Consider the following 17224-nt stretch of genomic DNA (forward strand, 5'->3'; position numbering starts at 1 on the left):
TAAATATATTGTCATGGATTACAACGGGTATAGTTTACTGATCAGTGATAACTTTTACGTGGAGTGTTTCAGGGAAATAATGCCCCTGGTCATCGCCATCATCCTGTTGTATCTCTACTACAAAAACAGGATCACGATCATTGATACATTGCTGTATGCATTTGCATCAGAAGCTTATACCATGCTCTTCATCGGGCCTACTTTCACAGCTTCTTTTTTTGTAGGGATGGTTTTCTTTGTGGATCAGGCCCATCAGCTGGTCACCGGTAAACTCACCATCCGCAAAGACTATTTTATTTTACTGATACTTCCGCTATTATCGCATTGTGCGGTATTTCTGATTACCCAGTTTTATAAAGATCCTTTTTATTACCCCGGCAGCAAACTGTATATTTTTTATAGCAAGCCGCTGTATTTCTACATCAAAAACTATCTGCCGCTATTCGCTATCGGTTCCAAGATTGTACAGGAAATGGACCGGCTTTCCTTTGAAGGTTTCCTGAACAGCATCAAAAAAATTGCCGGCATTTCCTGCGGTATTGCCATGTTACAGGTATTCGTGCAGCTTACCTTCCGGAATATTGCCCTCAGTGAAATACTGGGATTACAGCACCGGTACCTGCTGCAACAAATCAATGGTCCGCTGGGATTGCGGGTACAGGCCTTGTTTTCAGAACCCAAGATTTTCAGTGCGTTTCTATCGCTGGCTATTCCTTTGTTTGCGCGGGATCGCAACTACAGGATGGTGGCATTCGCCATCTTCACCGGTATCCTCACTTCCTCGCAAACATTCTGGATCAATATGCTGGCGGCAGTACTGGTATTCATCGCACTGCCCCGGATCCCTTCGGTGCGGTTTAAAATACTGGGTACCCTGGGAATCATTATCGGCCTTTTCCTGGTCGTAGAAAGCTCCAAAGAATTTTTCCTGCAACAGTATATGGCTAACCGTCACCAAAAATTTTATCAGCTGTTGTTTGAAAGGTCGGCTTACCGGTATGATCATAATGAAGTATGGGGTAAGAGCAATATCGTGATGGGTATTCCTTTACAAAGGGATATGGAACTGCCGGTGGTAGACTTTCTGCGGCATGAACCTTACCTCTTGCTGTCGGGGTATGGTGCGGGCAACAGTACTTTCATTCCGCCCAACTATTTCTTCGGACAGATCAATTATGAAAACCGGGTAAGTGGTGTAGGCGGACATAACCTCAATATGCGCTGGTTTTTCATTCTGGCAGAATTCGGCATTGTGTCGCTGGTATTTTTTTTCCTGATTCTTACCAAAGCGACGCCGCACATTACTTTTTTCCAGCGTAACTATCTCGCCTTTGTGGCGGTCTGTTTTTTCTTTAGTCAGATAGATCTTATCCTGGTGATGACGGCCTTACTGGCCGCTTACGGCAGGCAGGAGCAACAAACGTAACCGTGTATGAAAAAAATAGAGAAAATGATCCGGGGATGCAAATACCGGCTGTTGTTATTGTATCATTATCTGTTCAATAAAGCAGCCCGGCAGCGGACCCATATCCGGGAGATGATCTTCCATCTTTTTTCACCAACGATGCATGCCGTTGCGGGCCAGCATGCTACCATGGTGCGGGAAGACAACGATTACAAATATTACCGGATAACCGGCTATCCCGATCTGTTTGTATATCCGCAACAGGCGCCTTACTACAGCTTTGCCATGATACTGGCAGAAGCAAGACCACAACACTGGCATTACTATGAGATTCCGGAAACCGCCGTCAAACCTGGTGATGTGATCGTTGACTGCGGCAGTGCAGAAGGTTTTTTTGCATTCAAACACCAATATACCGCAGGACATATTTTCGCACTGGAACCCCTGCCGGTATTTATTGATGCCCTGCATCAGCAATTCCGGCAAAAAAATACCGTCACTATTTTGCCGGTAGCCGCCGGTGATACCTGCGGCACCGCCTATATCAGCATGCCTGGTAATGATACCATACTGGATGCTGTTATCCGGCCAGACAATGCCGCCGGCGATGCGGTAGCCGTAAACATCGTAACGCTCGACAGTCTCTTTGCAGCAAAGAATATCAACATCGATTATCTCAAAGCGGATATTGAAGGATTTGAAGAAAATATGATTCGTGGCGCCCTGGAAACCATCCGTAAGAGCAAACCTAAAATCGCGATTACCACCTATCATAAAGGACAAGACTACCAGGCATTGATCGACCTCGTAAAAGGAGTCGTACCGGAATACAATTACCTGGTAAAAGGAATCGATTATTTATCCGGCAACCCGGTGATGTTACATATGTGGATCTGATGCAGGTATTTTTAGACAATATCGTATTTACCATTCAGCGAACAGGCGGTGTATCTGTTTACTGGTACGAACTGCTCAGCGGTATGTGCCGGAGTAACCTGCCGGTGAGCTTCCTGAATGCACACCCCGGATCAGCCAATATTTTTGAACAGAAAATCGATTATCAACTTTTTCCCTGCATCCGGGAAAGCAGTATTCCCAGCAAATACCTCCGGTATCTGCCGCTACGCTACAAACTACCGCCGGCCGCTGTTTTCCACGGTGGATACCTGCGTATATCCCCGCAAAAGGATGTATTGAATATACTCACGGTACACGACTTTGCACATGAAAGGAAACTCGCTTCCCGCTTCCCCCGGTCGCTGGCCAATACCGTACAAAAAGCCTATGGCATCAAACGTGCCGATGGCATCATCTGTATTTCCGATAGTACCCGGCAGGAATTGCTGCACTTCTATCCGGCTACCGATCCCGCGCGGATTAAGGTCATTCACCACGGTATTGCGGATGATTTTTTTCCGGTAGATAAAAGCCGGATGCAGACACCCGTGTGGCCGCATCCCATGAAAGGCCCCTATGTATTGTATGTAGGCGCCCGCAGCCGGTATAAGAATTTTGCCATCGCCATCGAAGTGATGGAACAACTCCCCCCGCAATACCAGCTGGTGATCACCGGTGGGGAGCCCTGGAGTCCGCAGGAACTGCAAACGCTGAACAACCGGCTGCATGGCCGTTATCATATTCTTTCCGCCGTCAGTACGGTGCAGCTGAACCTATTGTATAATTATGCTTTCTGTTTGCTTTATCCTTCGGTATATGAAGGATTTGGCTTTCCGCCGGGCGAAGCCATGAAAGCAGGTTGTGTGGTAGTCACCACCAACAGAACGGCGATGCCCGAAATTGTAGGTACGGCAGGCCTGCTCGTCAATGAGGCCACCGCAACTGCTTTTACGGAAAAGATCCGGCTGCTGGAAAATGAAAACTTCCGGCAACAATTGATACAGGCAGGTCTGCAACAGGCAGCCCGGTTTACCTGGCAGCAAAGTGTGCAGGCTACCATCAGGTTTTATCAGGATTGTTGGCATTCAAAATTTTCGAGATGAATATACTTTTCAGGATGGCAGATGCCGCAAAAGTGTTACTCCGGTCTGGCAGCGGTATTGGGCCGTTGCTGCAGAAAGGCGGTTCGGTAGCGGCTACGCAGCTGGTACACAACTGCAGGCATTATATCCCACAGTTACACACCATACTGGACGTAGGCGCCAACCAGGGACAGTTTGCCCTGGCAGCATCCCGCGGCTATCCGGCCGCCAGGATACATGCTTTTGAACCGGTACCCGATACGTTTAAAATCCTGCAGCGTAATACCCGGCACCGCACGGCGATTACTGCATATAATTTTGCGCTGGGCAGCACTACCGGCTCGCTGGACTTTCATAGCCATGCCTATTCGCATGCCAGTTCGGCCCTGCAGGTATCGGCCCTGCAACAACAGCTGCTTCCCCACACGGCAGGCTTCCGGCAAATTACCGTACCGGTAAAAGAACTCGATGCCGTACTGGATGATATGCAACTATCAGCGCCGGTACTGTTGAAACTGGATGTACAGGGATTTGAGAAAGAAGTATTGCTGGGCGCTATCGGTAGTCTGCAGGAGATAGACTACCTGTTGTTTGAAACCTCTTTTGTACCCATGTATGAAGGAGAACCCCTGTTTGATGAAATGCATGATTTTGTAAAAGAGCTGGGCTTTTCTTTTGTGGCCCCTGTAGGTTTTTTGCAATCGCCGCAATTACAGCTGCTGCAAATGGACCTGCTCTATAAAAGAAAATAAACCCGGCTATATACTGCATAACCATTCCTGCCTGCTACAAGAGTTATAGTAATAAGATCCGTCGAAAGAATGATGACTGAAATTGATCATCTTATAAAGCTATATCCGCTATGAAACCTAACATCAACACCAATGAGTTGCTACGGCAGGTTACTGACTATGTGATACTCGCATTGGCTTTTATACTGGCACGTCACTATGTGGATTTGCAACCGGGAGCGGCAGCGCCTTCCTTCCGGATGAATTTACTGCTGTTATCTGTCAGCGCCCTTACCTGGGCCATTACAGGCATTTATGTACACCTGTATGACGACTTCAGATCCAGACCATTTGCCTATGAGTTTGTAGCGATCCTGAAAACAGTAGTATTCCATTCCTTTATTTTTATTTTCCTGTTCTTCTTTTTCTTTAAGTCCTATCCTTACTCCCGCACCTTTACGTTGATTTATACCATTAACATTTTTGCCGGGATTACGTTATCCAAGCTCCTGGTAAAAAAGCTGCTGCGCCGCCTACGGACTTTTGGTCACAACACGAAAAATGTACTGATCGTAGGCGCCGGAGAAACCGGGCTGGACTTCCACCAGACCATTACGCAAAACGACCAGTTTGGTTATAAGTGTATTGGTTTTATAGATGATCAGACGAACACCATGATCAACGGGCAATACCTGGGCAGCCTCTCTGATTTAAAAAACATACTGGAAGATCATGAAATTGATGATGTAGTAGTGGCCTTGCCGGAAAGCTCCCGGGAACAGACGGAAAACATTATTCTCACCAGTGAAAAAGCGGCTAAGAGAGTACGGATTATTGCCGATTGTCATCGTTACTGTACCCCTACTGTGCGCATGAGTCTTTTCGGCACCTTCCCATTGATTACCATCCGCTCTTCTCCATTGGATGACAACGGCCGGCAACAATTAAAACGAATATTCGATATCGGTTTTACGCTCTTTCTGCTGATTACTTTCAGCTGGCTTTTTGTACTCATCGCCCTGCTCATTAAAGTTTCCTCTCCGGGTCCTGTCATTTTCAAACAGGAAAGATGGGGATTGAAAAATAAAAAAATCACCTGTTACAAATTCCGTACAATGGTACGCAACAGCGAAACAGGGCCGGATGGCCAGTTCCGGGCCACCATCCGCAACGACAGCCGCATTACGGCGATCGGTCGTTTCCTCCGTAAAACCAACCTCGATGAATTACCACAATTCATTAATGTGCTGATGGGCGATATGTCTTTTGTAGGTCCCCGGCCCCATGCCATCCCCATTCACCTGGAAATGAAAGATACCATCGAACACTATATGCTGCGGCACCTGGTAAAACCAGGCATTACCGGCTGGGCGCAGGTAAATGGTTACCGGGGCGACTATGGCCAGTCGGGTCACATGCAGCGGCGTATCGACCTGGATCTGTGGTACATTGAAAACTATAGCTTCTGGCTCGACTGTCAGATTATTTTTCAAACATTGGTAAATATGATCCGGGGAGATGAAAATGCTATCTGATACCATAATACAACCACCGCCACGCCCCCGTATCCTGCTGATTTCCTGCAACTATGCACCGGAACCTAATGGCACGGGGAAATACAACGGTGAAATGATCAACTGGCTGGCAGCTAACGGCTATGACTGTACGGTTATTACCACCTGCCCCTATTATCCGGAGTGGAAAGTGCAGCCGCCCTACGACAAGAACAAGTACCGCTACCGGAAAGAAGCTGCAGGTGATCACGTCACGATTTACCGGTGCCCGCAATATGTACCAACCAAGCCTTCGGGCAAAATGCGTATGCTGCAGGATTTTTCCTTTACCCTGTCAGCCGGATGGAAACTGATACAGCTGCTGACGCGCAGCCGGTTTGATATAGTCATTACCGTAGTGCCCTCCTTTCATCTGGGACTGCTGGCTGTGCTGTATAAAAAATTACGCCATGCCCGGTTTCTTTATCATATCCAGGATATGCAAATAGAAGCCGCCAGAGATTTACAGATGATCCGCTCCCGCTGGTTACTCAGCCGGTTATTCCGGATAGAACAATATATCTTCCGGCAGGCAGATACCATTACCAGCATTTCCGACGGGATGATCCGGAAAATACAGCAGAAAGCAGGGAAACCGATACAACTCCTGCCCAACTGGGTAGACATCCAACGGTATCACCCACTGGACGACCGCGACACACTGAAAAAGGCCTATGGCTTTCATACCACAGATAAAGTGGTGCTATACTCAGGCGCCATTGGCGAAAAACAAGGGCTGGAGGCCATCTTACATGCCGCCCGGGCATTACGCGAACAGGCGCAGCTGAAATTCCTCATATGCGGGTCTGGTCCCTATCAGGCGCGGTTACACGCGCTGGCACATAGCTGGCAGTTGAACAATATTTCTTTTCTGCCGCTGCAACCGGCTGCACATTTTAACCGGTTTCTGAATATGGCAGATGTACACCTCGTCATTCAGAAAGGCCACGCCGCCGACCTGGTCATGCCGTCTAAACTCACTACCATCATGGCTGTTGGCGGATTGGCCCTGATCACAGCCAACGAAGGTACCAGCCTGCATACCCTGGTACAACAACATGAAATCGGTATGCTGGTAAAAGCCGACGACCAGCAGCAATTGAATGAAGGTATTCTGCGGGCGGTACATACGCCGCCGCCACATATCGCCCGTAATGCCAGAAGATATGCAGAAAATCATCTGTCGGTAGAAAAGATTATGTCTGATTTTACCAGTCTTATACAGCAGTCCTGATACCCTCTGTCTCTTTTTTTAATGCTACTACATTCTGAAACAGGAATATTTCAAAACCGGTGGTATTGTATTTGCCCAATGCTTTCAGGCCATCCGGTAATAACCGGTAAAAATCATATCCTGGTAAGAGATCAATAATATCTTTGAAAAAGGTTCTCGAAATAACATTCATCTCATTAAATTCTATCTGGATGGCTTCTGCCATTCCTTTCCGGATACACTCCTGCGCACCTTTCAATACACTCAGTTCATGTCCTTCCGTATCAATTTTGAGCAGGGCAATGCGGGAAATATTATGCGCTGCTACAAATGCATCAATAGTCGTTAGTTCAATGGCCACGGCTTCCGCCTGGCCTTTATGCAGCTCTTCTATCACGCCTTTATACATACTTGCATGTTCAGAGCCTCCTTCTCCCTGGTAATCATAAATAGCTGCCGTAGTTCTGGTTTCTCCGGCACCCAGCGGCACGGCAGTAAAGGCGTATTCAGCGGCAGCTGTTTCCAGGCGCCGGAAGGCTACCGGATGCGGTTCAAAGGCATAAATAGGCAACCGGATCTTATTGTTCCGCAGCATAATGGAATAATTACCCACATTGGCGCCAATGTCCAGTATCGCACCGGAAGAAAGTTTTCCCCGGTTGATCAGGTACCTGATAAATGCCTTCTCTCCGGACACCACTTCATTCTCATGATTCCTGATACCCAATCCAAACATGCTTAGTTTATAGAAAAGCAAGTGAAAGGAATAAAATGCTTTGCGGACAAATAAAAATACATAGACTCTTTTTGCAGATCTGGCAAGCGTATTCATAGTTTGATGCTTAATAGCTGTGATATTGGATATACAAATTTTCTTCTTACAACAGTGATAGACAGTATGGTTATTCCTTTAATTGATTGATGCGCCGGTTTACCGATGTGGTAGTATCCGGTCCTGCTATCCGCAAATTTTCTATCTTCATTCAACAGATGAACAATCATACTATGAAACAATTTCTGCTCACGCTTTGTTTGGTCGCCTATCGTATTATCACAGCAGCCCAGCAACTTTCTCCTGCTGAGGTACAACAGATCGCCGGCTCACTCACTGATCAGCAGCTATTAACTCCATTTGGCCGGGAGGAACTAATTCGCTTTGCACAAGGTGAACCCCTCCAGGTATATGATGGATTAAACCGGAACGACCTGGCCAACATCAGGCATGCCGTATATGTGGCAGGTACCTCTTTCCTGGATTTTTTACCGGGGCAAACCAATATTTCCCAAACGGTACTGGACTCTATTTCAGCACTGAACCGCTATCCCTGGGATAACGCTGCGGCATTGGCGGAAGAACGCTTTTTGTTTCATCAGTTCCCCTGCCACCGCGACCTGTATGATTTTTTATGGCATATCATGAATTTCTACCGGTACAACTATGCATCCGATCTTTCCTATGATACCACCAAAGCTTTACTGGTAAAAAGATTCGGCACTTACTTTGGCGCCGCTATGGCACCTGTATGGGCAGACAGCAGCCTCACCTTCGACGTTTCTCCGGATACGGATACCCGGGCACTGCAGGCTGCCAGAGTACAGGCATATGCTCCCTATCGGCAATGGTTACACGTTTTTCAGCAAGCCGGGGTATTGCCGGCAGCAGACAGTGCACTATTCCATCATTACAGCAATGGCCAAAACATTTATGGTTCCCTTAGTCATGCTGGTTTTCTGGAACAGGTAGGCAAACGGATTACTTACCTCAGCAAATACCCATATCTTAAACAGCAACAGTTGCAGTTGCTGGATAGCCTGCGGGCAGCAGGCTTATTCCACACATCAGTACAACAACAAATCATCGCCCGGTATCAGCCTTACACCCTGCTGACGGCCAACGACATTTTCCCTTACTGCAAAACAGTGGCGGTACCTATGTATGCGCAAACGGATATCCTGCCATATGATGTAAGACCCCGCCAGCAATACGGACAAATTGATACCGCTGCGATTGCAGCCGTGTTTAGCCGTACGGTACACAAAATATCGCAGCAGCTGTTCCCCATCAACCTGACGGATGTCCGGGTACATAAAATAGCCCCGGATGCTAATGGATTATACCCCTATGAAGCGTCGCTGGCCATGAGCAGATCGGCCAAACTGTTATATGTTACGCTGCAACTAGATAAGCAGACATACCGTGAAGTGATAGATGAAAAAGAATTTGAATCGTGGATAAGGCCGCAGAACTTTCAGTTCCTGAATCATTATCTGGAAGACCGGCAAGACAAGCGGCGCTTTTTTTATATCGACACGTATCTTTTTACCGGTTATGAAAAACAGGAAGCGGATACTGCCTGGCTGGCGTTGCTAACAGAAAAGCAATCGCAGCTGCTGGCATCGTACTACTTACTGGGACGCCTGAACGCTTGTTATAATGGTAGTCCGGGAGACTATGACTACTGCGTATTTCCAGATGATTATTTCCGGCCGGAAAACCGGCTTACCCGCCTGCAGACCGATACATTTGTACAACGCTGTCGGCAATACCAGGTGATTCCCCATACCAATAATACCCGGCTGACCAGTATTATACGGGAACAAAACACCCGGGCATACGGAGAGGTACTGGTTTTTTCGCCTGGCTATATTTCCACGGCACATTCCCTCCAGGAAATGACGTATGCGGTATCAGCGGCATTACAGCGGCTGATGCCGGGAAAGAAAGCGGTTTTCAGCAAGCTGACCATCGCCGAAGATGGCAGCAGTGGTTTTCATTTTAATCAACAACATCACCACTTAAGCGCGGTTACCGAAGCCGCCCTGTTCGACACGCCGGAACTAACAACTGTCATAAACCAGGCCTTCGCTGCCCAGCAGATTCCTTACCGGCTATACCGGTTGCCGGATGGCGACAGCTTATATAAAACAGACAGCAGCGGTCAGCATAACTATATTTTGCTGAAACCCGCTGCTGCCGGTAAGTTGCAGGCACAATATCCTGCGTTGTTCTATACTGGTGAAACAGAATAATCGTATTATTCGAAAGTCAAAGCATTCCGCTTTGTTACCACGTGGTTGATTTGCCCATCGATCATTTTTTCCAGCAGGTCATATCCACCGTTGGGTTTATGATGAGCAAACTCCCGTTCCAATTGGGTTATCGGCGATAGCCAGAACAGATTCACCTTATCACTGTATGCCAGCGGCAACTGTAAAGCAGCCCCATTGTATAATGCAGTAGATAGTACAACGCTTTCGAAAGGCGCCGGTAATTCGGCTGCCGCCACTGTATGCCCTTCACCCAACCAGGTGAGCTGCTTCCAGGGCTTGTCTGCCAGGCCGGAGATGATGGCTGCCAGCTCCATGATTTCCGCATCGGAAAAATCCTTCCGGCTCAGTGCCATGGCCAGTTCCATACGGCGGAAGCCTGGTGCCTCCTCCATATAAATCAGTTCCACCATTGGCATTGGGCGGATGCTTACCCCCATGGTGGCCAGGTATACTACATCGTTTTGTTCGAACCATCCGAGGCCCATCGGCGGCCATTGGTCGCCATCAATGGCAAAATATTTCACCACCTTTCCCCATTGTGCTTCATAGGCTGTAATGAACTGCTCCTGCAGTACACCCCATGCCTGTGAGGTGTCATCGCTCCAGTCTTCCCAGAAAGCCATGGCTGCCTTCACGCGGCCATACAACTGGTTGGTCTCCGGTGTACCCAGTGGGAACGTCATGCTATGTTCGCTGGCGTCGATACAGTCAGCCGCATAGCTGCCGGCTTTTTCGCCGGTATATAATTCCCAGCTGGGAATAGCGCCCAATACTTCGCCGTCATACAATACCGCTGCACTGTCGCCTTCCGGCAGCCATACAATGGATAGCCGTTCCCGTTGCAGGGGTTCTTTCCCTTGCGGATGATTACAAAACTGCACTTCCAGCATGGGGGCCATGCCTTCTTTCATGGCAGCCACATCGCGGGTTTCCGGCGCCGGCTGCAGGTTTCTCAGCCAGCACGGGCGTGGTGAATATTTACTGCTTAATACTTCGTTCGGGTACAGATAAAAGTAAGCAGCCCGCTCATCCTGCTCTACTGCTGCATAAAAGGTACCACGGTTATTGGCCTGTTCTATCAATATTTCCGGATCTGACATCTTTATAATTTCATTAAAACCTTTCAAAATTTTATTAAAACCTTTCAAAATTAAGATATAAGCGGCAGGTACGTCAAAACTTTATATTTTTGTGATCCTTTCATCATGAGATGCCAAAGCTTTTTATTTCTAATTAAAAAGTTTTAATTTACTCCGATAATTAATTCCAACCGATCGGCGAAGAATGACCCACCATACATTCTTCTGATGGACCATTATTTGATTTAATCAATTAATTCAAAACCCTTTTCCTCCACATGTCAGAAGTAAGTAAACAAAAACACCAGACAGCACTTGGTGATGTAGCCGCCAGACAATTAGCCATTGCCACCCGTACGGCGCCACAGATGTCCTCTATTTCCCCTCGCTGGCTCACCCGTTTAATGAGCTGGATACCCGTAGAGTCAGGGGTTTATCGCCTTAACAAAGTAAAGGACGAAAGTAACGTTACTGTAGATTGCTCCGGCCGTGACGAACGCGTACTGCCTCAAACCTTTGTTGACTATGAGGAAAACGCCAGGGAGTATAACCTGAGTGCTGTAAATACAGTACTGGACGTACATACCCGCGTATCTGACCTTTACAGCAAACCGTACAATCAGATCAGCGAACAGCTGCGGCTGACCATTGAAATTATTAAAGAACGCCAGGAGAGTGAGCTGATCAACAACAAGGAATATGGCCTGTTGCATAGCATCGCCCCGACTCAGCGTATTAAAACCCGTACCGGCGCACCTACACCGGATGACCTGGATGAGCTGATCACCAGGGTGTGGAAAGAACCTGGTTTCTTTTTGCTGCATCCTTTAGCCATCGCCGCTTTTGGCCGTGAATGTACCCGCAGAGGCGTACCTCCTCCAACAGTATCCCTGTTTGGCTCTCAGTTTCTTACCTGGCGCGGTATTCCATTAATTCCTTCCGATAAAGTGCCTATTGAAAACGGCAAGTCCAAGATCATCTTACTGCGTACCGGCGAAAGCAGACAGGGAGTAGTAGGTCTTTACCAGCCTAATCTTCCGGGCGAACAGTCTCCTGGTTTATCCGTTCGTTTTATGGGTATCAACCACCAGGCCATTGCATCTTACCTGGTTTCTCTCTATTGTTCTCTTGCGGTACTCGTAGACGATGCTATCGCGGTTCTTGATGATGTAGAAATAGGTAAATATCATGAGTACAAATAATTTTCAACCGGATGGATTACCGGATATTGCTGTACTGGAGAAACTGGCCAACCAGTTCTTTCATACTTTACAGCCGGAGCAAGGGGTATTACCATCAGACTACACCTCTCCTGTTCTTTCACAGGACCCGCTTTTACAGCAGGGCAGCGTAGCCGATTATACCCACGCCCCGACCAGTTTACCGGATCCTCATTTTTCCGGCGAACCGGGTATTCCCGTATCCGTAGCTGGCAGCGGCATATCACCGGCTGCCATCCGGCAATTCGAACATCCCGTTGCATTGAATGCTTCTTTCGAACAGGAGCTGCAGCGGGCTTTAGCTGCTATCCGGTCACCTCATTTTTCTTCCCAGCTGCCCGTACAGGAAATGACGTATTATTTCCTCCCGGGACAAACAGTTGCGGCCCCTGCATCTGGTGTACCACCGCTGGATATTAACCAGATCAGGGCAGACTTTCCCATTTTGCAGCAACAGGTAAACGGACGTCGGCTGATATGGCTGGACAATGCCGCTACCACCCAAAAGCCGCAACATGTAATAGACCGGATCAGCTATTTTTATAAACATGAAAATTCCAACATACACAGAGCGGCACATGAACTGGCTGCACGCGCCACAGACGCCTACGAAGGTGCGCGGGAAAAAGTAAAACATTTCCTGCATGCTGCCTCTGTGAATGAAATTGTTTTTGTAAGAGGTGCAACGGAAGCCATCAACCTCGTAGCGCAAAGCTGGGGTGAGCAATACCTGCAGGCTGGGGATGAAATTATACTCAGCCACCTGGAACACCACGCTAACATCGTTCCCTGGCAGCAACTGGCCGCCAGAAAAGGATTGGTGATCAAAGTAATCCCCGTGGATGACGATGGCCAGATCCTGTTGGATGAATATGCCCGGTTGCTGGGCCCCAAAACCAAACTGGTATCCTTTACCCAGGTTTCCAATGCACTGGGTACGGTAACTCCCGCTAAGAAAATGGTGGAGATGGCTCATCAGGCCGGCGCCAAAGTATTAGTGGATGGTGCGCAGGCGGTATCCCACCTGCGGGCAGACGTACAGTACCTCGATTGCGACTGGTATGTATTTTCCGGCCACAAGGTTTTCGGACCTACCGGCATCGGTGTACTCTATGGTAAAGAAGCATTGCTCAACGAAACCCAACCCTGGCAAGGTGGTGGTAACATGATCAAGGATGTTACTTTTGAACACACCCAGTATCATGCGGCTCCCGGCCGGTTTGAAGCCGGTACCGGTAATATAGCCGACGCCGTTGGACTCGGTGCTGCGATAGATTATGTTAATCATATTGGAATAGATCTTATTCACCAGTATGAACATTACCTGCTACAGTATGCTACACAATTACTGAAAGATATACCAGGACTGCGTTTGATTGGTACTGCACCGGATAAAACCAGTGTGTTGTCTTTTATTTTTAAAGACTTCACCACAGAACAGGTAGGTGCTGCACTCAATCAGGAAGGCATAGCCGTACGATCCGGACACCACTGCGCACAGCCCATCCTGCGCAGGTTTGGGGTAGAAAGTACGGTACGTCCGTCGCTGGCATTTTATAATAGTTGCAGCGATGTGGATACATTGGTAGAAGCATTACTGCGATTAAGAAGAAGTAAAATATAAAGTAAAGTATCACCGATGAAACATGCAGCATCACGCATTGTACAACAGCAGCATACAGCTTTTACATCCTGTTTTTGCTAAACAATGCGTGATTGCTGTCTTGTTTCTCAAAAAAATAAAATTATTTTACTGTTCGTTTCCCGTACTAAGACAGCAGTTATACACATCCCTCAAAACCCCTGACAGCAAAGCATTACAACATATTTCACTTTTTTATCCACATACCTCCATCCCGCAAAAGGCCCGTCAGTACAAGCATTCCGGGCAAAAAATTTTTATGTTAAATTTTGTAGTTTAAATTAATTGTCTACATTTGCAACCACATTGCGAGGTAGAGCAGAGGTAGCTCGTCGGGCTCATAACCCGAAGGTCAGTGGTTCGAATCCGCTCCTCGCTACAGAAAAAAGGCTTAGATGAATAATCTAAGCCTTTTTTGTTTTAAATTAGTAGCATGCGATTACCCTGAGAATTAAGAATTAACAATTTAAATTGTTAGTTTCCTACAGTTAGTATTTGATCCTAATACAACATGTATTATGCAATATGATGTTTTTATCTGTCATGCTAGTGAGGATAAAGAAAGTTTTGTACGCCCACTAGCTCACGAGTTAAAAGCAAAGAAAGTTAAAGTTTGGTATGATGAATTTTCGATAGCCATTGGCGATAGCTTATGTTCAAAAATTGATTATGGCCTGAGTCAATGTCGATTCTGTATTGTAGTATTAAGTGCAAATTTCTTCCAAAAACCTTGGGCTAAGAGAGAACTACAAGGGATCACCTTTCGTGAAATGTTGGAAGATGCAAACATAATCTTACCAATATGGTTAGATATTGATGTTACGGATGTAGCGAAACATAGTCTGCCTCTAGCTGACAAGTTTGCGATATCAGCTAGCAATGGGGTTGAAAAAGTTGCACAGCAATTATTCGAGAAAATCAGATATCATGAACATCTACCACTTGATATTGCGCGTAAAGAATTAATATCTTATTCGGTAAAAACGCCTGCGATTTACGATGATTGGTGGTCGGATGTAATTAATTATGAAAAATTCCTTCGGATTCCTAATAAAGATTTGTCATTAGATAGTCCATATGTTTTTTGGATTTTTCCTCTTCCTTATTTAACACCTGAAACACCCGAAGAATACGGAATGAATTTAGCGTCGGCGGTATTGCAGAGAAATTGGTCAACTGATGCTAGTATATCCAGAATAACAGTTCTAACCTCACCAGAGGAAGTACATCACTTCATAGAACGCTGGCCAAGATTAAAAGAATATGTCAGAACATATCCTCATTTATTGGCATTATATGCACCACAATTAACCATTCCAGGATTTGATAGTGGATTCGAAGATGTTCTTGATAAGATTATGAGCTCACGAACAAAAGTGGCTTATAGCGGTTGGAGAAAAGCATTTAGTTACGAAGAAAAAATTGCTTGTGGAGATCTCGTCGCCCTAAGGCACCCATCTTGGGGAAATTATAATTATAGGGACATTACGTCATACTACTTCTCTACTAATTATGGTAATTATCATCGCCCTGGGCATAGCCAATTTAACGCATTAATCTGGCTTCTAAGCGACGATTCTTCCTGGTTGCCGCCCAATATTCGTAAAATATTTGGAGATACACTTTTTTACGGAGATGATTGGGTGGGACCAATGCCCAATGGATCATTCAAGTCAGCTTTGCTTAAATCCAGAATTCATAATTTTAGGTATACCTCTGACATAAAACAAGGGATCATTGAAGTAATAAAGATTGCTCAGAAGGAAATATACAATCAGCAGCCGCCATTTGCGCTAATGCTAAAGTTCATTGACTCCAATGCAACTGGGCACTTTCTAGAATTATGGAAAGAATTATAGTTCATGGGCAGACCTCCTGTTCTATTTATTCGATTGTTTTGATTTTTTATTGTGCCAATATCATTCATTAGCACTCTAAAATCGAAGTTAATATGGTTAGAGATCTCTCCGAACCTACCCTATCTATCCAACTAGTTTTTTTCCTGTCATCCATTAAAACATTTACATTTAAATAAACGAAGGTCTTTTCACGTCACACTTTTATTACAAACCAGATTGTATGCACACTATTCCCACACTGTATGAATGGGCGGGAGGACAATCAGTATTCGAGCGGCTGACTACTATATTCTATGAGAAAGTAGGGAAAGATGAAATACTGATGCCCGTTTTCAAAAACATGAGCGCAGCACACAGCCAGCATGTAGCGCACTTTATCGCAGAAGTTTTTGGTGGCCCAAAACTGTATACCACCCAGGATCAGGGAAGCCATGCCCACATGGTGGCCCATCATGTAGGCAAATCACTCACCGAAGTACAACGTAAACAATGGATTAAGTTACTGCTGGAAAGCGCGGATGAAACCGGGCTGGCAGATGATCCGGAGTTCCGTTCCGCACTCGTAGGGTATCTCGAATGGGGTAGCCGGCTGGCCGTTATCAACTCCAATACTACTGAAAATCCGGTCAGTGAACAGGAACCTATGCCGGTGTGGGGATGGGGAGAAACAGGCGGCCCCTATCAGAAATAAAGAATAAATAGTATTATTACGGCAGACCTGCTGCCTAACTAGGTAAGTTTACGCAGTCTGTCACTCAACCTTTCATAAAACTTTAGTCACTCAAATGAAACAAAAACCATCAATTGCCTTTGTTGCCGCCTCCTGGGTGGCCTTGTTTGCAGGGATGTTAGGATTCATCATCGGTCTATGGAATGCGACAATGCAGCTGAATGAAAAAGGATATTACTTCACCATCCTGATGTATGGCTTGTTTTCCGCCGTATCCGTACAGAAATGTGTACGGGATAAACTCGAAGGTGTTCCGGTAACAGACATCTACTACGGTTTGAGCTGGGTATCCATGCTGCTGACCATCCTGTTGCTGACCATCGGTTTATGGAATGCTACCCTGCTGCCAAGTGAAAAAGGATTTTATGCCTTTGCCTTCTTGCTGAGCGTATTTGGTGCGATCACGGTACAAAAAAATACCCGCGATGCGCAGGCCGCCAAAAATACCACCACCACTACAGAAACACAGGACAAATTCTAATGCCCATAACTTCGTAAAACAATAATGCATTATACAAACCGGGCTATATACTGCCGGTTATCATACCGGTATATATCTGCTGCCAGCTGTATAATGCATTATTTTTAATATATAATTCCCGTTTCCACCCCACTCCCCGGTTTTCCACATTTACCCCTACGCGCCTACCGCATCCCAAAATCCTTACTGGAAGCCATTCTTCCCATATTCATAAATTCTTTTCCCGAATCGATCATGCTCCCACCTGTACCTACAATAGCTTTGCACCGCCTTCCAACAAG

At 46.4% G+C, this 17224-nt stretch carries 14 protein-coding genes and 1 tRNA gene; 13 read left to right on the plus strand and 2 right to left on the minus strand.

Going from position 1 to position 17224, the window contains the following annotated elements; genetic code table 11:
* Window positions 1-13 precede the first annotated feature (13 nt).
* From OL444_RS30850 to OL444_RS30875, 6 genes are all read left to right on the plus strand, one after another.
* The gene (locus tag OL444_RS30850; RefSeq protein ID WP_264726819.1) at window positions 14-1426 is read left to right on the plus strand and encodes a hypothetical protein; all 1413 of its coding nucleotides are present in this window, start codon (window positions 14-16) and stop codon (window positions 1424-1426) included.
* A gap of 6 nt (window positions 1427-1432) precedes the next feature.
* Window positions 1433-2302: an FkbM family methyltransferase gene (locus OL444_RS30855; RefSeq protein WP_264726818.1), complete on the plus strand. Its 870-nt coding sequence runs from the start codon at window positions 1433-1435 to the stop codon at window positions 2300-2302.
* Window positions 2302-3405 carry a glycosyltransferase family 4 protein gene (locus OL444_RS30860; RefSeq protein WP_264726817.1) on the plus strand — a complete coding sequence of 368 codons (1104 nt, stop codon included), beginning with the start codon at window positions 2302-2304 and terminating at the stop codon, window positions 3403-3405. The genes OL444_RS30855 and OL444_RS30860 overlap by 1 nt, the downstream gene beginning before the upstream one ends.
* Window positions 3402-4136 carry an FkbM family methyltransferase gene (locus OL444_RS30865; protein ID WP_264726816.1) on the plus strand — a complete coding sequence of 245 codons (735 nt, stop codon included), beginning with the start codon at window positions 3402-3404 and terminating at the stop codon, window positions 4134-4136. The genes OL444_RS30860 and OL444_RS30865 overlap by 4 nt, the downstream gene beginning before the upstream one ends.
* A 110-nt stretch (window positions 4137-4246) precedes the next feature.
* Entirely contained in the window at window positions 4247-5650 is a 1404-nt protein-coding gene (locus tag OL444_RS30870) for an undecaprenyl-phosphate glucose phosphotransferase (protein WP_264726814.1), read from the plus strand.
* Window positions 5634-6902, plus strand: a complete 1269-nt coding sequence (locus OL444_RS30875) for a WcaI family glycosyltransferase (protein WP_264726812.1) — start codon at window positions 5634-5636, stop codon at window positions 6900-6902. Before OL444_RS30870 ends, OL444_RS30875 begins: the two co-directional genes overlap by 17 nt.
* Here OL444_RS30875 and OL444_RS30880 read toward each other — a convergent pair.
* The gene (locus tag OL444_RS30880) at window positions 6886-7713 is read right to left on the minus strand and encodes an FkbM family methyltransferase (RefSeq protein ID WP_264726811.1); all 828 of its coding nucleotides are present in this window, start codon (window positions 7711-7713) and stop codon (window positions 6886-6888) included. The genes OL444_RS30875 and OL444_RS30880 overlap by 17 nt on opposite strands.
* 173 nt (window positions 7714-7886) lie before the next feature.
* Between OL444_RS30880 and OL444_RS30885 the strand changes: the two genes are divergently transcribed.
* Window positions 7887-9911 (plus strand): hypothetical protein, encoded by a 2025-nt coding sequence (locus OL444_RS30885; protein WP_264726810.1) that lies wholly within the window; start codon window positions 7887-7889, stop codon window positions 9909-9911.
* A gap of 5 nt (window positions 9912-9916) precedes the next feature.
* Here OL444_RS30885 and OL444_RS30890 read toward each other — a convergent pair whose 3' ends face one another.
* Window positions 9917-11032 (minus strand): suppressor of fused domain protein, encoded by a 1116-nt coding sequence (locus OL444_RS30890; protein WP_264726808.1) that lies wholly within the window; start codon window positions 11030-11032, stop codon window positions 9917-9919.
* 257 nt (window positions 11033-11289) lie between these two features.
* On the opposite strand from OL444_RS30890, the gene OL444_RS30895 reads away from it, so the two are divergent.
* The 6 genes from OL444_RS30895 (at window position 11290) to yiaA (ending at window position 16943) form a co-directional block, all read left to right on the plus strand.
* The gene (locus OL444_RS30895; protein WP_264726807.1) at window positions 11290-12213 is read left to right on the plus strand and encodes a family 2A encapsulin nanocompartment shell protein; all 924 of its coding nucleotides are present in this window, start codon (window positions 11290-11292) and stop codon (window positions 12211-12213) included.
* Complete coding sequence (locus OL444_RS30900; protein WP_307735016.1) at window positions 12200-13855, plus strand: family 2A encapsulin nanocompartment cargo protein cysteine desulfurase; 1656 nt, start codon at window positions 12200-12202, stop codon at window positions 13853-13855. The genes OL444_RS30895 and OL444_RS30900 overlap by 14 nt, the downstream gene beginning before the upstream one ends.
* A 325-nt stretch (window positions 13856-14180) precedes the next feature.
* Window positions 14181-14252: transfer RNA gene (locus OL444_RS30905), tRNA-Met, on the plus strand.
* A 139-nt stretch (window positions 14253-14391) separates the two neighbouring features.
* Complete coding sequence (locus OL444_RS30910; protein WP_264726805.1) at window positions 14392-15732, plus strand: toll/interleukin-1 receptor domain-containing protein; 1341 nt, start codon at window positions 14392-14394, stop codon at window positions 15730-15732.
* A gap of 220 nt (window positions 15733-15952) precedes the next feature.
* Entirely contained in the window at window positions 15953-16423 is a 471-nt protein-coding gene (locus OL444_RS30915) for a group II truncated hemoglobin (RefSeq protein WP_264726803.1), read from the plus strand.
* Between the two features lie 94 nt (window positions 16424-16517).
* Window positions 16518-16943 (plus strand): inner membrane protein YiaA, encoded by a 426-nt coding sequence (gene yiaA, locus OL444_RS30920; protein ID WP_264726802.1) that lies wholly within the window; start codon window positions 16518-16520, stop codon window positions 16941-16943.
* Window positions 16944-17224 lie beyond the last annotated feature (281 nt).

Origin of the sequence: Chitinophaga nivalis (genome assembly GCF_025989125.1) — a bacterium.
Taxonomy (GTDB): domain Bacteria; phylum Bacteroidota; class Bacteroidia; order Chitinophagales; family Chitinophagaceae; genus Chitinophaga; species Chitinophaga nivalis.

Coding starts and splice junctions, on each gene's coding strand:
- OL444_RS30850 (WP_264726819.1), top strand. CDS start 14: ATGGATTACAACGGGTATAGTTTACTGATCAGTGATAACTTTTACGTG.
- OL444_RS30855 (WP_264726818.1), top strand. CDS start 1,433: ATGAAAAAAATAGAGAAAATGATCCGGGGATGCAAATACCGGCTGTTG.
- OL444_RS30860 (WP_264726817.1), top strand. CDS start 2,302: ATGCAGGTATTTTTAGACAATATCGTATTTACCATTCAGCGAACAGGC.
- OL444_RS30865 (WP_264726816.1), top strand. CDS start 3,402: ATGAATATACTTTTCAGGATGGCAGATGCCGCAAAAGTGTTACTCCGG.
- OL444_RS30870 (WP_264726814.1), top strand. CDS start 4,247: ATGAAACCTAACATCAACACCAATGAGTTGCTACGGCAGGTTACTGAC.
- OL444_RS30875 (WP_264726812.1), top strand. CDS start 5,634: ATGAAAATGCTATCTGATACCATAATACAACCACCGCCACGCCCCCGT.
- OL444_RS30880 (WP_264726811.1), bottom strand. CDS start 7,713: ATGAATACGCTTGCCAGATCTGCAAAAAGAGTCTATGTATTTTTATTT.
- OL444_RS30885 (WP_264726810.1), top strand. CDS start 7,887: ATGAAACAATTTCTGCTCACGCTTTGTTTGGTCGCCTATCGTATTATC.
- OL444_RS30890 (WP_264726808.1), bottom strand. CDS start 11,032: ATGTCAGATCCGGAAATATTGATAGAACAGGCCAATAACCGTGGTACC.
- OL444_RS30895 (WP_264726807.1), top strand. CDS start 11,290: ATGTCAGAAGTAAGTAAACAAAAACACCAGACAGCACTTGGTGATGTA.
- OL444_RS30900 (WP_307735016.1), top strand. CDS start 12,200: ATGAGTACAAATAATTTTCAACCGGATGGATTACCGGATATTGCTGTA.
- OL444_RS30910 (WP_264726805.1), top strand. CDS start 14,392: ATGCAATATGATGTTTTTATCTGTCATGCTAGTGAGGATAAAGAAAGT.
- OL444_RS30915 (WP_264726803.1), top strand. CDS start 15,953: ATGCACACTATTCCCACACTGTATGAATGGGCGGGAGGACAATCAGTA.
- yiaA (WP_264726802.1), top strand. CDS start 16,518: ATGAAACAAAAACCATCAATTGCCTTTGTTGCCGCCTCCTGGGTGGCC.